Below are 18,085 nucleotides of genomic sequence, written 5' to 3'. Positions count from 1 at the left end.
TGCGCGAACCCATCCAGTAGCAACCACTTCGTCAGTTTCGCGGACCACAACCCAGCTCGCGGTGGCTGCGCCATGATGGAGGCGGTGGCTTCGAGCCATCGCGTGCGACGAATGGGAGCGACATGGTTGACACGATGCGGGCCCAGCGGTTCTACGCCGACACGAAGACGATTGCGGTGGAGAGCGTTCCGATCCCTGAACCGGGACCGGGTGAGGTGCTGGTCAAGGTCGCGTTCTGCGGTATCTGCCACTCCGACCTGAGCCTGATCAACGGCACCTTCCCCGCCCAACTGGCGGTGGTCACCCAGGGCCACGAGGCGTCGGGCACCATCGCGAAACTCGGTGCAGGCGTCACCGGCTGGGCCGAGGGCGACCGAGTGGTCGTCGCCGCAGGCAGGCCGTGCATGGACTGCGTCAACTGTCGGCGCGGGGACATGTCCAACTGCCTGCGGATCCGCTTGATGGCCTTCGCGTATGACGGCGGCTGGGCCGAGTACACGGTGGCACAGGCGTTCGGGCTGACCAGAGTTCCGGACAACGTGGCGATGGAGCAGGCGGCCATCCTGGCCGATGCGGTCTCCACGCCGTTCGGCGCCGTCGTGCGGACTGCCAACGTCGGTGTCGGTGAGTCAGTCGGGGTGTGGGGCGTCGGCGGACTCGGCACCCACATGGTGCAGTTGGCTCGCCTCGTCGGGGCCGCGCCAATCATCGCCGTCGACATCAAACCCGCGATTCTGGATCGGGCGCTCGCGGTCGGCGCCGACTACGCGTTCGAGGCCCGCGATCCGAAGCTGCACGACAAGATTCTCGAGGTCACCGACGGTCGCAATCTCGACGTCGCATTCGACGCGGTCGGGCTGTCCTCCACGTTCGAGCAGGCCCTGAACAGCCTGACGGTCGGTGGGCGACTGGTCGGCGTCGGCATGAGCGCCGACGCACCGACGATCGGCCCCACCTCGATGTTCAACCTCTTCAAACGGCAGGTACTCGGCCACCTCGGCTACCAGAACGCCGATATCGCCACGTTGGCGAACCTGGTGTCGCGGGGCCGCCTGGACCTGTCGCGGTCCATCAGTGACGTGGTGTCACTCGAGGACATAAGGCTGGGCATCGAGAAGCTCGAAAAGGCCGACGGGGACCCGATCCGAATCCTGGTCGCGCCCTGACGAATTTGGGCTGCGCCCGCTAGCGCAGACCCGGTGCCGCCTTACCGCTGATCAACGGCAGGTCGAGGTAGGTCACGATGCCGGGGGCCGCCTCGCACACCGCGGGCACCGAGTTCACGCAGTGCGCGGCGGTGGCGACGATTCCGGACTCCGGGGGCTCGTCACCGAACTCTGACTGGAATCCCTTGAAGCTCACCGTGATATCGGGATTGCCCTTCACCTCGACCTCGTAGCGCTGCCCCTCCGGACCGAATGTCCATGCGGGATCGAGGTTCTCCTCACCCATGAACCAGTTCACCGTGACCCGGACGACGACCTCGGTGCCGACGAGCGCCTCCCAGTGAAACTTTCGGGCCGCGACCTGGCCGGGCTCGATGGCACCCATCGGCGAGTCGATGGGTGCGGTCGCCACCGCGATCTCCTGGGTCGCCCTGATCTTCGGGTCGATGTTGAACCCACACTTGTCGACGATCATCTTCACCGACTGGATGAAGCCGCCGTCGAGCAGTTTCTGCATCGGACCGGTCAGCGCCTTCTCCGGGGTGCCACCGAAACCCATCACGTACCTCAGCACGTCGGGTGCCTCATAGGTGCGCAGGTCGGAGAACTCCTCGGCGCGAACGAACGTCAAGCCGGTGGACATTATCGACATCATCAGCGGGAACTTGTCGCTGATACCGCCTGGCGCGATGCCGGTGCCGTGCAGCGTCACTCCACCCTCGAGTGCGGCGGCGCGCAACGGGGCGCCCTCCTTCTCCCCCGGGTAGAACCAGCCGACGGGGGTGACCACGTTCTTGCCCGACCGCAGCAGTGCCGCCACCTCATCGGGGTTCGGCATGAGCGGTGAGTAGATGACCGCGCCGGCCTCCAGCGCCAGGATCTCGTCGACGCTGTTGGTCGCCGTCACCCCCAGCGACTCCCCACCGATCAGCTCGCCGACGTCCTTGCCGCTCTTGGCCTCCGAGTGCACCCAGCACCCGACGAGTTCCAGATCGGGGTGCTCGAGAACCCCCCTGATCGCGGCAACGCCGACCCCGCCGGTCGCCCACTGCACCACTCGCAACGTCATCCGGGTCTCCTCTCGAGGGCAAAACTGGAACACGTTCTAATTAATCTCTACACCACTCGGCGGCTCCGGACTGCACAATCAACACCGATGATTCTCGACTTCGGAGTTCTCGGCCCGCTGCAGGTGACGGCCAACGGGGCACCGCTACCGCTTGGCACACCCAAGCAGCGGGCGGTGTTGGCGATGCTGGTGATGAGCCGCAACCGGCCCGTCAGCAGCCAGTCGTTGGTCAACGCGGCGTGGGAGCAGTACCCACCGGCCGAACCCAAGGCCAGCCTGCACTCCTACGTCTCGAATCTGCGGCGCCTACTCGCCGGGGCGGGACTCGACGCTAAGACCGTCCTGGCCAGCGCCCCACCCGGGTATCGACTCTCGGTGGCCGACGCCGACGCTGACATCGGCCGGTTCATCGCACATAAGACCGCTGGCGTGCAGGCCGCCGCCGCAGGCCAATTCGAGCAAGCCAGCCAGCACCTGGAGAACGCACTCGCCGAGTGGCGTGGCGCTGTCCTCGACGACCTTCGGGACTTCGACTTCGTCGACCCGTTCGCCACGGCACTGATGGAGGACAAGGTCGTCGCACACACGGCGCGAGCCGAATCCGAGATCGCCTGCAACCGTGCCTACGGGGTGATCGGCGATCTGGAGGCTCTCGTCGCCGCGCATCCGTACCGGGAACCATTGTGGGCGCAGTTGATCACCGCCTACTACGTCACCGAGCGGCAGTCCGATGCACTCGACGCCCACCAACGGCTGAAGACGACGCTCGCCGACGATCTCGGCCTCGATCCCGGGCCCACCATCCGCACGCTGCACGAGCGGATCCTGCGCCAGGAACCGCTGAACGCCAGGAGGGCCGCGCAGACCACGGCGGTACACAAGATCGACAACATCGGCCTGCGGACCGCGGTCGGTGACCAGACCCCGCTGGCGCACCTGCACGCCACCGCCGGCGCCACGGCCGGACGCGTTCATCCGCTGCTCGCCGCGGCCACGCGCATAGGTCGCCTGCCCCACAACGACATCGTGCTCGACGACCCCAACGTCAGCCGCCACCACGCGGTCGTCATCGACACGGGCACCAGCTTCGTCATCACCGATCTGCGCTCGGCCAACGGACTGGAGGTCAACGACCAGCGGATTCGCCGTACGGCCACGCTCCGCGGCGGGGACCGCATTCGCATCTGCGACCACGATTTCACCTTCGAGGTCGGCGGTCAGACAGAGTCCTGACCGACGAGTTCCGCTGTAGCGACCCACCCCTGGCACTAGGGTGCTAGCTGGCACGCCAGGCAAGTGCCGAACGTTGGCATTGGTCGAGGGGAACGGGGCAGATGAGCGAGCCGAATTCACGTGAAGGCACTCAGTTCGGGCCCTATCGCCTGGTGCGGCTTATCGGCAAGGGCGGCATGGGCGAGGTCTATGAGGCCCACGACACCGTCAAGGACCGCGTCGTCGCCCTGAAGCTGCTGCCGGAGAGCGTGTCCCACGACCCGGTCTTCCGCAAGCGACTGCAGCGCGAAGCCCATTCGGCAGGCCGCCTGCAGGAGCCCCACGTCGTGCCCATCCACGACTACGGCGAGGTCGACGGCACCCTATTCGTCGACATGCGCATGATCGAGGGGTCCGATCTTCGCAAGCTGCTGAGGAACTTCGGGCCGATGACGCCCGCGCGGGCCGTGGCCATCGTGCGCCAGATCGCGTCCGCGCTGGACGCCGCGCACGAGGGCGGCATCATGCACCGGGACGTCAAGCCGGAGAACATCCTGGTCACCCACGACGACTTCGTCTATCTGGTGGACTTCGGCATCGCCAACGCGGCCAGCGACGAGAAGCTCACCGAGATGGGCACCGCCGTCGGCACTTACGCCTACATGGCTCCCGAGCGGTTCACCACCGACGAGGTCACCTACCGCGCCGACGTCTACGCGCTGGCCTGTGTGCTCTACGAGTGCCTCGCCGGGTCGCAGCCGTATACCGGTGACAGCGTCAGCATGGTCATCACCGGCCACCTGATGCAGCCGATTCCGCAGCCCAGCGTCGAACGGCCCGGTATCCCTTCCGCGTTCGACGATGTGATCGCGCGCGGTATGGCCAAGAAGCCCGACGAACGGTTCGTGTCGGCTGGGGACCTGGCTATGGCGGCCACCTCGGCGCTGACGGCGCGCGAGCAGGATCAGGCCGAGACGATCCTGCAACACGGCCAGGGTGCCGTGACCCCGGGGCTGCCGCTGGACCAGAACGCGACGATGGCCGCACCCGGACTGCTGATACCGCAATCCGGGGCGACCCCACCGGGCCAGCCCTACGGAGTCACACCTGCCCCGTACGGCGCTGCCACACCGCCTCCGTTCCCGACGACACCGCCACCCCCGCCGCCACCGCCGGGCCAGCCGTACGGCTTCGCCGGATACAGCTCTCCGCCTACTGCCGGCGGCACCGGCGGGCCACCGTCGTGGAATCCGCCGCCCGGGCCGACTCCCCCACGCGGGAACAAGGTTCCATGGATTCCGCTTGCCGCAATAGGTGGTGTCGCGATGCTGCTCATCGCCGCCCTGGGCATATTCCTGGTGGTCAAGTCCGACGACGAGGCATCAGGTCCGACGACGCCGATGACGAGCACCAAGAAACCGACCAGCGAGCGCTCCTCACCCACGCGCACCAGGCCCACCGACGATCCAGGTAACCCGGATTCGTTCGGCGCCCAGCTGTTGGCGCTGGTTCCGCAGGGGTACCCGACCAGCGTCTGCGAGGTCGCGTCGCCGCCGGCACCCGGTGCGCTCGCCACCGTCGACTGCGGACTGTCCACCCAACCCGGCGGACCACACGCGGCCCGGTACTCGCTGTTCGCGGACGTGGATCAGTTGGCACAGCACTTCGCCGCCTCCGCAGCCGAGAACGAGGAGATCTTCGCGTGTCCAGGAAGTGACATGGACTCGCCGGCGGACTGGAACTACAAGCGCTCACCCGACGTGGTGGCCGGGCAGGTCGCGTGCGGCAGCTACCAGGGCAACGCCGACGTGATGTGGACACAGAACGACGAACTGCTCCTCGCCGACGTGCAGGGCCCCAACATCGACGAGCTGCACACCTGGTGGCTGAACTACAGCTGAGTCGCGGGCGCCAAGGATTCGACAAGAATTCCTCAAGAGGCCCGACGGAGGGTGATGTCAGTCCGGGAACACCCGGAGCGACACGACATCACCAGGAGCACCCATGTTCAGCAACCGGATCGGGCCCCTCGCCGCAACAGCGCTGATGGCGGGTGCGCTCGGTGTGGCCGCACTCGGGCTGGCGGGCACCGCCGGTGCGCTGCGCTCATCGGACGCCTCGTTCCTCGACGCCATCAGCGCCGAGGGCATCGGATTCGACAGTCCCGCCACCGCGATCTCCAATGGGCACTACGTCTGCGCAGCACTGGACGACGGTGTCTCCCTGCCCGACCTGGGCAGCGAGATCCTGACCTACACCGACCTCTCGGAACATCAGGCGGCGGTGTTCGTGGTCTCGGCGGTGGAGAACTACTGCCCGGAGCACACCGACCTGTTCGAGTGATCCCGGCCGCGTTGTAAGTTGCAAGAAACGCAGCGTCGCGAAGGGATCAACAATGCCGAAAGCCAAGAACCGCGTCTTCGTCGTGGGTGTGGGTATGACGAAGTTCGAGAAGCCCGGTAGCCGCGAGGGCTGGGACTACCCGCAGATGGCCAAGGAGTCGGGCACCAAGGCACTCGAGGACGCCGGTATCGCCTACACCGAGGTCGAGCAGGGCTACGTCGGGTACTGCTCGGGCGACTCGACGTCCGGGCAGCGGGCGCTCTACGAGCTGGGGATGACGGGTATCCCGATCGTCAACGTCAACAACAACTGTTCGACGGGTTCCACGGCGCTCTACCTTGCGGCGCAGTCCATCCGCGGTGGGCTGGCCGACTGCGTCATGGCGCTCGGCTTCGAGAAGATGCAGCCGGGGTCGCTGGGTGGCGGCGCGCAGGACCGGGAGTCACCGCTGGGCAACCACGTCAAGGCGCTCGCGGAGATCGACGAGTTCGCATTCCCGGTGGCGCCCTGGATGTTCGGCGCCGCGGGACGCGAGCACATGAAGAAGTACGGCACCACCGCCGAGCACTTCGCCAAGATCGGCTACAAGAACCACAAGCACTCGGTCAACAACCCGTATGCGCAGTTCCAGGACGAGTACACGCTCGAGGACATCCTCGGCGCACGGATGATCTCGGATCCGCTGACCAAGCTGCAGTGCTCGCCGACCTCGGACGGCTCGGGCGCGGCGATCGTGGTCAGCGAGGACTACGTGGCCAAGCACGGGCTAGCCGCCCAGGCCGTGGAGATCGTCGGCCAGTCGATGACCACCGACTTCGCCAGCACCTTCGACGGCAGCGCCGCCAACATCATCGGCTATGACATGAATGTTCAAGCCGCCCAACAGGTTTACCAGCAGTCAGGGCTCGGCCCGGAGGACTTCCAGGTCATCGAACTGCACGACTGCTTCTCGGCCAACGAACTGTTGCTGTATGAGGCGCTGGGACTGTGCGGTGCGGGCGAGGCACCCAAGCTGATCGATGATGGTGACACCACGTACGGCGGGCGCTGGGTGGTCAACCCCTCCGGCGGACTGATCTCCAAGGGCCACCCGCTGGGCGCCACCGGGCTGGCCCAGTGCGCTGAGCTGACCTGGCAGCTGCGCGGCACCGCGGACAAGCGTCAGGTCGACGGCGTCACCGCCGCACTGCAGCACAACATCGGTCTCGGCGGCGCGGCCGTCGTCACCGCCTACCAGCGCGCCGACAGGTAACCCCGCCCTCGAACGTGAAGAGGATGGCGACTTTCCGCTCGGGAGTCGCCATCTTCTTCACGTTCGGCGGGTGTTCGGTCAGCTGAGGGTGACCACCTCGTAGCCCCCGTCGGCGTGGCGGGCCCGGATGGTCTTCTTGTCGTACTTGCCGACGCTGGTCCGGGGCACCTGGTCGATGAACGTCCACCGTTCGGGCAACCACCACCGGACGACGCGCTGCGCCAGGAACTCCCGCAGTTCGGCGGGTGTGGCCTGCGCATTCTCGTTGAGGACGACGACGGCAAGCGGCCGCTCCTGCCATCTGTCATCGGGCACGCCCACGACCGATGCCTCGAGTACCGCGGGGTGCGCGATCAGGTGGTTCTCCAGTTCGACCGACGAGATCCACTCCCCGCCGGACTTGATCACGTCCTTGGCGCGGTCGGTGAGCGTCACGTAGCCGAGCGGGTCGATACAGCCGACGTCACCGGTGCGCAGCCAGCCGCTATCGAACTTCGACTCATCACGGTTGAGGTAGTAGGACCCGGTCACCCATGGGCCGCGGACCTCGATCTCGCCAACGGCCTTGCCGTCGTGTGACATCGGGTCTCCCTCGTCATCGACGATCCGAACCTCCACACCACACGCCGGACGCCCCTGGGTGGAGCGCAGCGCCCAGTGCAGTTCCTCGGAGACGCCCGGCACGGGAATCGCCACCGTCGCGACCGGGGACGTCTCGGTCATCCCCCATGCCTGCTGGATCCGTACGCCGTAGCGCTGCTCGAACACCTCCATGAGCGACCGGGGCACCGCCGAGCCGCCGCACGCGACCAGGCGCAGCGACGAGATGTCATGGCCCGGATGACCTTCCAGGTGGTGAAGCACGTCATTCCAGATGGTCGGTACCGCCCCGGCCACCGTCGGGCGACGGGTCTCGATCAGGTCGATCAGCGACACCGCGTCCATGAAGCGGTCGGGCATCACTAGATCCGCGCCGGCCATCAGCGCGGCATAGGGCAGACCCCAGGCGTTGGCGTGGAACATCGGCACGATAGGCAGCACCGAGTCACCGACGCCGACACCCAGCACGTTGGTGGTGCAGGAACTCAGTGAGTGCAGGTAGGTCGACCGGTGACTGTAGACGACACCCTTCGGGTTTCCGGTCGTGCCGCTGGTGTAACACATTGCCGCAGCGGATGTTTCGTCGAGCTCTGGCCAGTCGAAGTCCGGCGACTGACCGGCCAGCACCTCGTCGTAGCGCAGCACGGTCTTACCGGAGGCGGTCAGTGGCGCCAGGTCGCCATCGCCCACCACGATGACGGTGTGCACGGTCTCGAGCAACGGGAGGACGGGCGCCAGCAGGGCCGTCAGGGACACGTCGACGACGATCACCTTGTCCTCGGCCTCGTTGGCGATGAACGCGATCTGTTCGGGTGAGAGCCGGATGTTGAGCGTGTGCAGCACGGCGCCCATCGACGGGGCCGCCAGGTAGACCGCGAGGTGTTCGGCGTTGTTCCACATGAACGTGCCGACCCGATCGTCGCCCGTGATGCCCAGGCCACGCAACGCGTTCGCCAGCCGGCCCACCTGCTCGCCGAGTTCGCGGTAGCTAGTCGAGCGGTAGCGCCCGTCACCCATCGCGGTCGTGACAGTGCGGTCACCGCTCACACCGACTGCGTGTCGCAAGATCGCGGCAACGGTCAATGGGACGTCCTGCATTGTGCTGAGCATCACTCCACCCTTCGGTTGGCCGCGATGTTATCGCCGGAGACCGGCGGTGGCGGCGGATCCGCTACGGCCGGGTCCACGCCGCGGGAACGAAACCGGTGCCGGCGGCGATGAACAATGAGAAGGACTCACCGTTTCAGCAGATAGGGGGCGCGCCATGCGTCCGTCACTAGTTCTTGCCACATTTGCCACTTCCGTCGCAGCGCTACTACTGGGACCCGCTGCCGTGGCCCACGCCGACGAGACGCCGCAGGAGACGATCAGCCGGTTGCAGGACCAGGGCTACACCGTGAACGTCGACCGGGTCGGCAACGGCCGGATCAACGACTGCGTCGTCACCAGCGTGCGCAACCCGCAGGTCCAGACCGACACCATCCGCGACTACTACGGCAAGCCGGACGAGAACGGCAATCGGAAGTACCGACTCATCGAGGTGGTCACCAGCCAGTCGATCTCGGTGTCGCTGGACTGCACCGGCTGACCGCCCGCGCGGGAGCCGCTCCGGTTCCCACCGCGGGTTAACTAGGGAATGATGGGTTGGACACGACAGGAGGCGCGGATGCGTAGTAGGTGGGCGGTCACGCCGATGGTCATCGCGACGGCCGGAGTCCTCGGTGCCGCACTCGCCACGGCGGGTGTCGCAGGCGCCGACGAGGAGTCCGCGAGCGAGGTCATCTCGCGTCTTCAGTCCGAGGGCTACACCGTGACGCTCGACAAGATCGGCACCGGCCCGATCGACTCGTGCACCGTCAGCAGCGTGCGCAACCCCCAGTCGGTCTCGCAGTTGGTGCCCTACGTCGGCCCCGGCCTCGGTGGCGACCGCATCCTCGTCCCGCAGACCAATCAGACGGTGTCGGTGTCGCTGATCTGCTGACGCCGATCTCCGCGGGGCTCAGCGGTTGGAACAGTCCAACGACACCGTGATGGAGCGTCTCACCACCACCTCTATGAAGCGGTCGCGGTCATCGCGTCGTCCGTCCACCCGGACCAGCCGGGTCTGTTCCTGCGGGTTGCGGATGCTGGTGACCTCACACTCCGAAAGTGGAGCGCTACCAACGCGATCCACGCGGACATCGAAGCCCTGTGCCTCGAGTTGGCCGATGGTCACGATCGCCGATGTCGAACCGGGCGCGGCCAGTGCCGCCGGGGCGAGCAGCACACCGACGGCCACGACGCCCAGCGCGAGAATGCTCAAGGGTGCGGCACGCATGTCGAATCTCCTTCTCCCCGAACGTCCGGCTGACGTAGCCGTCTGCCTGGAGAACGAGACGTGGCGCCGTTCGGTTCAGCTCGACACCCCACCCACGCGACGGAACCCGGCCAGGCTGACCTGACCGGGTCCGTCGTGACGCGCCCTACACCGAGGCCGGGACTCGCTCCTGCCTTGGCTCTTCGGCGCGCGAGTCGTGCTCGGAATCGACCATCGTCAACTCGTTGAATGGATCGTCGCCGCGCAGCACCACATCGACGCGGTCCTTGTCGATGGTGTGCGTCCACGACCCGACCAGGATCGTGGCCACCGCGTTACCCGAGAAGTTGGTCAGGGCGCGAGCCTCGGACATGAACCGGTCGATGCCGACGATCAGGCCGACACCGTCGAGCAGATCGGGGCGATGGGCTTGCAGCCCACCGGCCAACGTGGCCAGACCCGCACCGGTGACCCCGGCCGCGCCCTTGGAGGCGACGATCATGAACACCAGCAGACCGATCTGCTCGCCCAGTGACAGCGGATCGCCAAGGGCACCGGCGATGAACAGCGACGCCATGGTCAGGTAGATCGCGGTGCCGTCGAGGTTGAACGAGTAACCGGTGGGGACCACCACGCCGACCGTCGTGCGCTCGACGCCGAGATGCTCCATTTTGGCGATAAGACGCGGCAGCGCGGACTCCGAGGACGATGTCGACACGATCAGCAGATACTCGCGGGCGAGGTAGCGCACGAGCTTGAAGATCGACACGCCCGCGACCAACCGCAGGATCGTTCCCAGCACACCGAACACGAACACCACGCAGGTGATGTAGAAGGCCAGCATGAGTCCGAGCAGCTGAGTGACGGCGGTCCAGCCGGTCTGGCCGACAACGTTGGCGATCGCACCGAACGCGCCGATCGGCGCCAGCCACAGGATCATCACCAGGACCTTGAACACCAGCTTCTGCAGCGATGCGATCGCCCGCAGCGCCGGCTCACCGGCGGTGCCCATACCCTGCAGCGCGAACCCGACCAGCAGGGCGATGAACAGTGCCTGAAGCACGCTGCCGCCAGTCAGCGCCGAGAACAGCGTGTCCGGGATGATGCCCTGGACGAAGTCCACCAAACCGCCGGCCTCATGGGCCGTCTCGGCGAGTTCGGCGCCCTTGCCCGACGCGGATTCGGTGAGATGCATGCCGGTGCCCGGATGCAGGAGATTGCCGACCACCAGACCGATCGCGAGGGCGAACGTCGACATCCCCAGGAAGTAGACGAATGCCAGCCCGCCGACCTTGCCGACGGTGGCGGCCTTGCGCACCGATCCGATGCCCAAGACGATGGTGCAGAAGATGACGGGCGCGATCATCATCTTGATCAGATTGACGAACATGGTGCCGAGCACGCCGACGCTCTTGCCGACCTCCGGGGCAAGCAGACCGACGGCGACACCGGCGACGACCGCGACGATCACGGCGATGTAGAGCCAGTGTGTGCGGTCCCGCTTCTCCGACTTCTCGTTGTCCGGGGGTGCGGACGTGTCCGGATTGGCCATGGGAGTTCCTCCTGCTCGCAACGCATCGGTTCGATGTGGTCTGCAAGGATGGTGTTCCCAGAAGTGAGCCAGGTCACGCTTTAGTTCATTTCGTTCACAGATGGTGTGCACCGGGAGGGTTAGCGTCATGTATCGCCTCAGCTCGCTTGCCGGCGCGGATAGCCTTGTGTTCGGCAAGCAGCGAGTGCGAGTGTTGCGAATCTATCTGGGTGCGACGACGTTTCTGTTCACCTATGGGGTCGTCTTCACGCTGTTCCCCGTGCGCACCGACCTGGCTTACGGCAACCCGGTCGGGGGAATCGTCGCCATCGCGCTCGGCGCGGCAGCGCTGGTGTCCTTGGCCCTAAAGCCGAATCGCCTCATGCCGGCGACTCTGGCTGCGATGGCGGCCACGCCAATCGTGATGGCGTTCCACGTCTCGATGGCCGCCGAGTATGTCTGCCTGATCGGGCCGATGTTCCTGGCGATGTACCTGCGGGCGTTCCACCCGCCCCGCTCCGCGTGGTTGTTGATCGTCTCGCTCACCGCTGCCTGTGTGATCGCCGTCGCGGTCGCCCCCGCACCGCACGTAGGCGTCATCACGTTTCTCATCTTCGCGGTCGCAATCATCGGAGCCGCCGAGTCCTTCGGTCTGCTGATGCGCGCAATGTTCAACGCCGCGTGTACGGACCCCCTGACCGGGCTCCTCAATCGCGCGGGTTGGGAGATCGGAACGACCGATCTGATGACACGTTTTCGTGCGGCCCCGGTGTCGGTCACGGTCGTCGCCCTCGATATCGACGGCCTCAAGAGCCTCAACGACACATACGGACATCAAGCCGGGGACCGGCGCATCACGGACTACGCGCACCACTGGCGACAGGTCGCGCCTCGACACGCTGTTCTGGCCCGATTGGGCGGCGACGAGTTCGCCGCCTTCATTGCCGGTGAAAGCCCCGAGATCGTCGAGGAGTTCCTGGGCAGCATCCGGCTGAACACGCCCGGGGTTAGCGTCGGGACGGCCACGCAGAGTTCGCTCAATGCCAGCATCGCGGACTTGTACGCACAAGCCGATGCCGAGCTATACCAGAGCCGGGGACGGCCGCTGCGTGATGACTCAGGTAGCGCCGCGAACACGCAATCGAACTAGGCCGTTGCGCCCCGTACCCTCCAATTTGAGTACAGAGTTCATTCGTCCAGGTGGCGACGCCAGCGGAGGTGCGATGCACAGACGGCCGATTCCGTGGCCACGCTCCCTCGCGGGCCAGGCCATTGCCCTTCAGATCGCGGTGATCGCCGTGGTGGTGCTGGTGGGCAGTGCGCTGGCGCTGCTCGACGCCCGCCGCGACGGCGACGAAGCCGCCCGCCAGCAGGTGATCGGCATCGCCACAGCGCTCGCCGACGCACCGTCGACCGCCTCTGCAATCGAAACCGGAAGGGCCACAGAGGTTCTGCAACCGATGACGGAAGCCGTGCGCGCCAACACCGACATCGCGTTCATCACGATCATGTCGGCGGACGGCACCCGTTTCACCCACACCGATCCCGATCAGATCGGCGGCAAGTATCTCGGCACCATCGAACCGGCACTGCGCGGCGAGACGTTCACCGAGGTCTACACCGGCACCCTGGGCCCGTCGGTGCGCGCCATCGCGCCCGTACACGACGCCTCCGGGCGTGTGGTGGGGCTAGTTTCGGCCGGCATCACACAGCAGACGCTGGCACAACGTTGGCGCGGACAGTGGCCGACGATCGCCGTGGTCGGCCTCGGTGCGCTGGCACTGTCCCTGGTCGGGGTGTGGGCCATACGTCGCCGACTACTGCGTCAGACGCACGGCCTGCGGCCCGACGAGCTGCGGGTGATGTACGAGCACCACGACGCGATCCTGCACTCGGTGTCGGAGGGATTGGTCGTGCTCGACCGCGGCGAGGTGGTACTGGTCAACGACGAGGCCCGCCGACTGCTCGGGTTACCGCCGGGGCAGGTGACCACCTCCGATCTGCCGCCGTTCCTGCGGACCCACGACCCCGGCGTGCGCGACGAGGTGCACGTCACCGAGGACCGCGTGCTCGTCGTCAACCGGTCGCAGGTTGCCGACTCGCCAGGCGCGGAGGTCGTCACCATCCGGGATCGCACCGAATTGCAGGGCGCACTAGGCGAACTCAGCGTGCTGCAGGTTCTGACCGAGTCGCTACGGGCGCAGGCTCACGAGTCTGCCAACAAGCTGCACACCGTCATCACCATGGTCGAGATGGGCCGACCCGACGATGCCGTCAGGTTCGCGACCGAGGAACTCGCCCTGTCCCAGCATCTGGTGGACCGACTCTCCGATGATGTCGGCGAACCCGCGTTGGTGGCACTGCTGCTGGGCAAGACGGCCCAAGCTGATGAACGCGGCATCGAGTTGACGGTCACCGAGGAGACCCATCTGCCGTCGAACACCGACCACATCCCGCTGTCCCCGCAGGAGATGGTCACGGTGTTGGGCAATCTCGTCGACAACGCGATGGACGCCTGCGACCGGGACAATCCGTGGGTGGAGGTCACGATCAGCCAGGGCGACGACGAACTGCTGATCCGGGTCGCCGACAGCGGGGCCGGTATGAATGCCGAGACCTTCGCGCGGTCGATGCAGCGGGGGTACTCGACCAAGTCGGACAACGGGGCCGGACAGCACGGCTTGGGCCTGGCACTGGTCGCGCAGGTGGTCAATCGCCACGCGGGTACCCTCACAGCCGATGTCACGTATGGCTCCGTGGTGACCGTGACGGTGCCCGGCGGTGATCGATGACGCCCGCCAGAATGATCAACGTGCTGATCGTCGAGGACGACCTACTGATCGCCGAGGCGCATCGCACGTATCTTGAACGGCTGGAGGGGTTTTCGACCGTCGCGGTGGTGCACACCGCGCGGGCGGCGATGCAGGCGGCGACGCAGGCCTCCGCCGGTGAGGTGCCCGTCGATCTGGTGCTCCTCGACCTCGGCCTGCCTGACGCGAGTGGGATCAGCCTCGCCTCGGCACTGGCCGGGTTGCGTCCGGCGCCCGACATCATCGCGATCACCTCCGAGCGCGATCTGGAGATGGTGCGCGCGGCGGTGGCCCACGGTGCCCTGGCATACCTGTTGAAACCGTTCACGTTCGCCGCGTTCCGCGACAGGCTCGAGCGTTACCGGCGCTACCGCATGGCATTACCCGCCGGGGTGGACGCCGCCAGCCAATCCGAGGTGGACCGCGCGCTCGCCGAATTGCGTGTCGCGACGGACAAGTCGGTTGCGCCCAAGGGTGCGGCGCCCCAGACCAATGACGACATCGCGAGGGCGGTGCGCGACCACGCCGACGGGCTGACCGCTGACGAGGTGGCCAAACGAGTGGGGGTTTCGCGCGTCACCGCGTGGCGGTACCTGGAACGGCTCGCCGATGACGGAACCGTCAGCAGGAACACCGATTACGGGAAGGCCGGCCGACCGAAGACCCGCTACCAGTGGCGGTGACGTCGGCCCCACATGCGATTTCGGCGCGCTTTCGCTCGCTGAGCGACGGTTTGCGCGCCGAAATCACACTGGGGTGCCGTGCCTAGCCCCTGTTGAACAGGTTGCCGATGCCGTTGAGCAGTCCGTTGCCGGCCTGACCCACCTGCGTCAGCGCGTTCGTGCCGGCCGTACCGACCTGAGTCTGAGCGTTCTGAACGGCGGTGCCGGTCTGCGAGATGGCGTTGGTGCCCGCGGTACCCACCTGGATCTGGCCGTTCTGGATCGCGGTGCCGACCTGGGTGAGCAGGTTCGTGCCGGCGTCGCCCACCGAGGACGCCGACTGCGACGACACCCTGTCGCCGGGGCTGAACTTGTTGCCATCCCGCGTGACGTTCTGCTGGTTGTCAGCGGCGGCTGTTCCAGCGCCCGCGAGCGCCATCCCGGCGGCGATAGCTGCGGCACCACCCGCGACGCTCACCGTTGTGGCGAGACGACGTACGACTGAGTTGTTCTGCGTGACCATGAGCTGTCTCCCTTCAGCAACGAATTTCGCGACTGACAGGTGGTTACCACCATAAACGCATGATCAAACTCACAAACCAAAGAAGTTTCCCGAACTCGCGACGCCACGCCGCTGGACTCGCGATTTACGTTGACGAGATGACGTGGAGGTACCGACTCGGCATGTCAGAGCGGTGAAGGATCGCCACTCGAAGGTTGCTGAGGCAAACTGGCAGCAAATCAGCCAGGGGCCGATGCGTGGCCCGCGCTCTAATTTGCTGGCATCCGCCGAGCCGCCAGGAACCTCCCATCGGCACCGATACCGCGGCCGGTAGCTCGTTAGCCAGTTCCCCTGCCTGCCGACGTAGAACGCCCCGAACGCACGAACGCGCGACCACGGATGGTCGCGCGTTCTGCCACCGCCCAGAGGCGGCGGAACATACAGAGGGGCTAGACGCCCGCGGGCTCGAGTTCGCGGAAGGTGGGCACCGCGGCGGCCGAGTTGGCTGCCATCAGTGGGGCGTAGAGCATCGGCGCAGGCGCGGCGACGGCGAAAGCCGTGACGCCACCGGCATAGTCGGCCACGTAGAGACGGTCGACCCCGAGCGCCACGCACGACGGGCGGGCACCCACCGAGATGGTGCCGACGGTGTCGAGCTTCTCGGTGTCGAGCACCACGACCTCGTTGTAGTCGACCACGTAGGCCCGGGTGGCGTCGGCAGACAGGGCCAGCTGCGTCGGCGCCGTGGCGACCTCGACGCTGGCCATGATGCGGCCGGCGACCAAGTCGACCACATGCAGGACACCACGGTCCTGAAGGTCAGAGGTCAGCACGTAGGCGGTGCTGTCCAGGCCGATCTCGAGGCCGCGGATCGATGCTCCGACCTCGAGCGTGCGCCGAACGACGCCGCTCTCGAGATCGACGACGATGAGGCGGCTGCCGCGAGAGTCCGACGTGGCGACGTACAACCGGCGGTCCGAGGAGTCAACGCGCATGGCGTCGATCACCACGTCGTCGCCCTTGGCCAGGTAGATCGTGGAGACGCGCTGCGTGATCACGTCGATGATGGCGACGTCGACGCCGCCATCGGCGGCGCGGCCGGCGTAGATCCGCTTGCCGTCGCGGCTGGTGGTCATCGCCGTCACGCTGAAGGACAGCGGGTAGGAGGCGGTGACGTTGCCCGTGCGGGTGTCAATCACCGCGATGGCGTCGTAGCTGACCGACGCCACACCGACATAGGCACTGTCACCGGCCACGGCGAGCGCGAATGCCTCGCGGGCGGCCACTCCCCCGTTGACGGCAAGGGTTTCAGCGTTCAGCACTGCCATCGAGTGGTCGGCGTAGTTCGACACCACCAGGGTGTCGCCGTCCACTGCGATGTCCGCAATGGGGCCGTGTCCGATGGTGACGGCGCCCTGCAGAGCCGCAGCCGCGTTGTCGACGGTCACACCGTGCGCGCGCATGTAGCCACTAGCCATGTGTCTTGGCACCTCCGCCGGCATGCAGTGCACCGGCCTAGATTTGAAATGGTCTGCGCCCGTACCAGGCGCGGTCTTTGTCGAGTGTAGCGACGGAATCCGACGTTCCAAGGCCCCGAGACGAGGGTTATCGCACACTGCCCGTTAACCTCTCAGTACCCGCTTAGGAAACTCTTCGTTATGGACTCGTTACCTTCTGCTGGCAATCAGGTTTCCGATCTGTAACAGCACCTTTCGCGGTGTGGCAATCACGATTGGGAGGGTGTCGAACGCCACTCCGCGCCAAGACTCTTAGTCTTGTATTCGAAAATGAGGTCTAGATCACAAGGCGACACGACAGCAAACTCACGGTCTAAATGCGCAAGGACTGGCGCAAGTGACGCGCGGTGCCGAAGAGGCTGACGTTGCACGAGGCTACCGAACGGTGGCGCCAGGTCGCCGATCGGCCTCAATCAGCCCCGGTCAATCGTGTTGCCGCTGCCGGAACTCGACGTCTTCGGCTCACCCGTGTGGAACACGATCCGGTTGTCGAAACCCGAGACGACGATGCTCTCCGCGGAGTCGACGGCGACCGCGTTGTCCATACCCGACACCGACACGCTGATGCAGTGACCGGTGACCGTCACAGTGTTCTCCATACCGCTGATGCTGAGAGTCGTTTCGTTGCACGCGATCGACTTGTTCTGACCGACGCCTGCGACGGTGAGATGGCTCCCGGGCGCCGGCAAGTCGGGCACCGTCGCCTCCCTGCTCGGCACCTGAGTCTTGCCGCCACGTGTCGACGGCCCCTCGGACGGCGAATCCGACAGGTCGGTCCCGCCACCGGCGATCTGGGTGCCGTTGCCGGGATTCGACGCACCCATGGTGAACAGATACAACGACACCCCACCGGCGATGACGAAGGCCAGCACCGCAATCACCACGGGGACCACGTAAGTCCGCGAGTGCCCCGTGCTCGACATCGGCGAAAGCGGCGGAGGCGGCGCCTCCCACGGTGTCGTCGGCGGGGGCGGCGCATACGACCCCGAGGGTGGCGGCACGTAGCCATAGGTGCTGCCGTGTGCGCCTACACCGAGTTCGGATTTCTCCGCGGCATCGCCCAACTGCCGCTCCAGATCCCGGATACGCGCCTCAGGGTCGCCCTCAGGTTCCATGGGCAGATCG

At 66.3% G+C, this 18,085-nt stretch carries 17 protein-coding genes; 10 read left to right on the top strand and 7 right to left on the bottom strand.

Annotation, left to right across the window (positions count from 1 at the left end):
• The first annotated feature begins 122 nt into the window (after positions 1 to 122).
• Positions 123 to 1,166 carry a zinc-binding dehydrogenase gene (locus ACZY0X_RS09780; protein ID WP_463769814.1) on the top strand — a complete coding sequence of 348 codons (1,044 nt, stop codon included), beginning with the start codon at positions 123 to 125 and terminating at the stop codon, positions 1,164 to 1,166.
• Between the two features lie 19 nt (positions 1,167 to 1,185).
• On the opposite strand, the gene ACZY0X_RS09775 is transcribed toward ACZY0X_RS09780, so the two are convergent.
• Positions 1,186 to 2,235, bottom strand: coding sequence for an NAD(P)H-dependent amine dehydrogenase family protein (locus ACZY0X_RS09775; protein ID WP_463769812.1), 1,050 nt, complete (start codon positions 2,233 to 2,235; stop codon positions 1,186 to 1,188).
• Positions 2,236 to 2,322: 87 nt separating this feature from the next.
• Between ACZY0X_RS09775 and ACZY0X_RS09770 the strand changes: the two genes are divergently transcribed.
• The 4 genes from ACZY0X_RS09770 to ACZY0X_RS09755 all read left to right on the top strand — a co-directional run bounded on the left by ACZY0X_RS09770 (position 2,323) and on the right by ACZY0X_RS09755 (position 7,042).
• Complete coding sequence (locus ACZY0X_RS09770; RefSeq protein WP_463769810.1) at positions 2,323 to 3,468, top strand: BTAD domain-containing putative transcriptional regulator; 1,146 nt, start codon at positions 2,323 to 2,325, stop codon at positions 3,466 to 3,468.
• A 101-nt stretch (positions 3,469 to 3,569) separates the two neighbouring features.
• Positions 3,570 to 5,348, top strand: coding sequence for a serine/threonine-protein kinase (locus ACZY0X_RS09765; protein ID WP_463769808.1), 1,779 nt, complete (start codon positions 3,570 to 3,572; stop codon positions 5,346 to 5,348).
• A gap of 103 nt (positions 5,349 to 5,451) precedes the next feature.
• Positions 5,452 to 5,790 (top strand): DUF732 domain-containing protein, encoded by a 339-nt coding sequence (locus ACZY0X_RS09760; protein WP_463769806.1) that lies wholly within the window; start codon positions 5,452 to 5,454, stop codon positions 5,788 to 5,790.
• A 52-nt stretch (positions 5,791 to 5,842) separates the two neighbouring features.
• On the top strand, positions 5,843 to 7,042 hold the full coding sequence (locus ACZY0X_RS09755; RefSeq protein WP_463769804.1) for a lipid-transfer protein: 1,200 nt from the start codon (positions 5,843 to 5,845) through the stop codon (positions 7,040 to 7,042).
• Between the two features lie 78 nt (positions 7,043 to 7,120).
• Here ACZY0X_RS09755 and ACZY0X_RS09750 read toward each other — a convergent pair whose 3' ends face one another.
• Complete coding sequence (locus ACZY0X_RS09750; protein WP_463769802.1) at positions 7,121 to 8,752, bottom strand: fatty acid--CoA ligase; 1,632 nt, start codon at positions 8,750 to 8,752, stop codon at positions 7,121 to 7,123.
• A 154-nt stretch (positions 8,753 to 8,906) separates the two neighbouring features.
• On the opposite strand from ACZY0X_RS09750, the gene ACZY0X_RS09745 reads away from it, so the two are divergent.
• Both ACZY0X_RS09745 and ACZY0X_RS09740 read left to right on the top strand, forming a co-directional pair.
• Complete coding sequence (locus ACZY0X_RS09745) at positions 8,907 to 9,230, top strand: hypothetical protein (RefSeq protein ID WP_463769800.1); 324 nt, start codon at positions 8,907 to 8,909, stop codon at positions 9,228 to 9,230.
• 78 nt (positions 9,231 to 9,308) lie between these two features.
• Entirely contained in the window at positions 9,309 to 9,623 is a 315-nt protein-coding gene (locus ACZY0X_RS09740; RefSeq protein ID WP_463769798.1) for a hypothetical protein, read from the top strand.
• An 18-nt stretch (positions 9,624 to 9,641) separates the two neighbouring features.
• Here the strand turns inward: ACZY0X_RS09740 and ACZY0X_RS09735 are convergent, their stop codons facing one another.
• Together ACZY0X_RS09735 and ACZY0X_RS09730 are read right to left on the bottom strand one after the other, a co-directional pair.
• On the bottom strand, positions 9,642 to 9,959 hold the full coding sequence (locus tag ACZY0X_RS09735; protein WP_463769796.1) for a hypothetical protein: 318 nt from the start codon (positions 9,957 to 9,959) through the stop codon (positions 9,642 to 9,644).
• Between the two features lie 145 nt (positions 9,960 to 10,104).
• Complete coding sequence (locus tag ACZY0X_RS09730) at positions 10,105 to 11,490, bottom strand: cation:dicarboxylate symporter family transporter (protein ID WP_463769794.1); 1,386 nt, start codon at positions 11,488 to 11,490, stop codon at positions 10,105 to 10,107.
• 127 nt (positions 11,491 to 11,617) lie between these two features.
• Here ACZY0X_RS09730 and ACZY0X_RS09725 point away from each other — a divergent pair, with 127 nt between their 5' ends.
• The 3 genes from ACZY0X_RS09725 to ACZY0X_RS09715 all read left to right on the top strand — a co-directional run bounded on the left by ACZY0X_RS09725 (position 11,618) and on the right by ACZY0X_RS09715 (position 14,962).
• On the top strand, positions 11,618 to 12,619 hold the full coding sequence (locus tag ACZY0X_RS09725; protein WP_463769792.1) for a GGDEF domain-containing protein: 1,002 nt from the start codon (positions 11,618 to 11,620) through the stop codon (positions 12,617 to 12,619).
• A 73-nt stretch (positions 12,620 to 12,692) separates the two neighbouring features.
• Positions 12,693 to 14,261, top strand: a complete 1,569-nt coding sequence (locus ACZY0X_RS09720) for a sensor histidine kinase (RefSeq protein ID WP_463769790.1) — start codon at positions 12,693 to 12,695, stop codon at positions 14,259 to 14,261.
• An 11-nt stretch (positions 14,262 to 14,272) separates the two neighbouring features.
• The gene (locus ACZY0X_RS09715) at positions 14,273 to 14,962 is read left to right on the top strand and encodes a response regulator (protein ID WP_463770596.1); all 690 of its coding nucleotides are present in this window, start codon (positions 14,273 to 14,275) and stop codon (positions 14,960 to 14,962) included.
• Positions 14,963 to 15,044: 82 nt separating this feature from the next.
• Here the strand turns inward: ACZY0X_RS09715 and ACZY0X_RS09710 are convergent, their stop codons facing one another.
• The 3 genes from ACZY0X_RS09710 to ACZY0X_RS09700 form a co-directional block, all read right to left on the bottom strand.
• A complete protein-coding gene (locus tag ACZY0X_RS09710; protein WP_463769787.1) occupies positions 15,045 to 15,464 on the bottom strand; it encodes a hypothetical protein in 420 nt (139 codons plus the stop codon).
• Positions 15,465 to 15,892: 428 nt separating this feature from the next.
• A complete protein-coding gene (locus ACZY0X_RS09705; protein ID WP_241403576.1) occupies positions 15,893 to 16,921 on the bottom strand; it encodes a YncE family protein in 1,029 nt (342 codons plus the stop codon).
• Positions 16,922 to 17,373: 452 nt separating this feature from the next.
• Positions 17,374 to 18,075 (bottom strand): DUF3060 domain-containing protein, encoded by a 702-nt coding sequence (locus tag ACZY0X_RS09700; protein WP_463769785.1) that lies wholly within the window; start codon positions 18,073 to 18,075, stop codon positions 17,374 to 17,376.
• Between the last annotated feature and the right edge of the window lie 10 nt (positions 18,076 to 18,085).

Source organism: Mycobacterium sp. IDUB_39 (genome assembly GCF_055419205.1).
The sequence above is the reverse complement of the archived record's forward strand: the minus strand, read 5'-3'. Positions and strand labels throughout refer to the sequence as shown.

What these genes read in the sequence shown, in the direction of transcription:
- ACZY0X_RS09780 (WP_463769814.1), top strand. Translation starts at nt 123, where the DNA reads ATGGTTGACACGATGCGGGCCCAGCGGTTCTACGCCGACACGAAGACG.
- ACZY0X_RS09775 (WP_463769812.1), bottom strand. Translation starts at nt 2,235, where the DNA reads ATGACGTTGCGAGTGGTGCAGTGGGCGACCGGCGGGGTCGGCGTTGCC.
- ACZY0X_RS09770 (WP_463769810.1), top strand. Translation starts at nt 2,323, where the DNA reads ATGATTCTCGACTTCGGAGTTCTCGGCCCGCTGCAGGTGACGGCCAAC.
- ACZY0X_RS09765 (WP_463769808.1), top strand. Translation starts at nt 3,570, where the DNA reads ATGAGCGAGCCGAATTCACGTGAAGGCACTCAGTTCGGGCCCTATCGC.
- ACZY0X_RS09760 (WP_463769806.1), top strand. Translation starts at nt 5,452, where the DNA reads ATGTTCAGCAACCGGATCGGGCCCCTCGCCGCAACAGCGCTGATGGCG.
- ACZY0X_RS09755 (WP_463769804.1), top strand. Translation starts at nt 5,843, where the DNA reads ATGCCGAAAGCCAAGAACCGCGTCTTCGTCGTGGGTGTGGGTATGACG.
- ACZY0X_RS09750 (WP_463769802.1), bottom strand. Translation starts at nt 8,752, where the DNA reads ATGCTCAGCACAATGCAGGACGTCCCATTGACCGTTGCCGCGATCTTG.
- ACZY0X_RS09745 (WP_463769800.1), top strand. Translation starts at nt 8,907, where the DNA reads ATGCGTCCGTCACTAGTTCTTGCCACATTTGCCACTTCCGTCGCAGCG.
- ACZY0X_RS09740 (WP_463769798.1), top strand. Translation starts at nt 9,309, where the DNA reads ATGCGTAGTAGGTGGGCGGTCACGCCGATGGTCATCGCGACGGCCGGA.
- ACZY0X_RS09735 (WP_463769796.1), bottom strand. Translation starts at nt 9,959, where the DNA reads ATGCGTGCCGCACCCTTGAGCATTCTCGCGCTGGGCGTCGTGGCCGTC.
- ACZY0X_RS09730 (WP_463769794.1), bottom strand. Translation starts at nt 11,490, where the DNA reads ATGGCCAATCCGGACACGTCCGCACCCCCGGACAACGAGAAGTCGGAG.
- ACZY0X_RS09725 (WP_463769792.1), top strand. Translation starts at nt 11,618, where the DNA reads ATGTATCGCCTCAGCTCGCTTGCCGGCGCGGATAGCCTTGTGTTCGGC.
- ACZY0X_RS09720 (WP_463769790.1), top strand. Translation starts at nt 12,693, where the DNA reads ATGCACAGACGGCCGATTCCGTGGCCACGCTCCCTCGCGGGCCAGGCC.
- ACZY0X_RS09715 (WP_463770596.1), top strand. Translation starts at nt 14,273, where the DNA reads ATGATCAACGTGCTGATCGTCGAGGACGACCTACTGATCGCCGAGGCG.
- ACZY0X_RS09710 (WP_463769787.1), bottom strand. Translation starts at nt 15,464, where the DNA reads ATGGTCACGCAGAACAACTCAGTCGTACGTCGTCTCGCCACAACGGTG.
- ACZY0X_RS09705 (WP_241403576.1), bottom strand. Translation starts at nt 16,921, where the DNA reads ATGGCTAGTGGCTACATGCGCGCGCACGGTGTGACCGTCGACAACGCG.
- ACZY0X_RS09700 (WP_463769785.1), bottom strand. Translation starts at nt 18,075, where the DNA reads ATGGAACCTGAGGGCGACCCTGAGGCGCGTATCCGGGATCTGGAGCGG.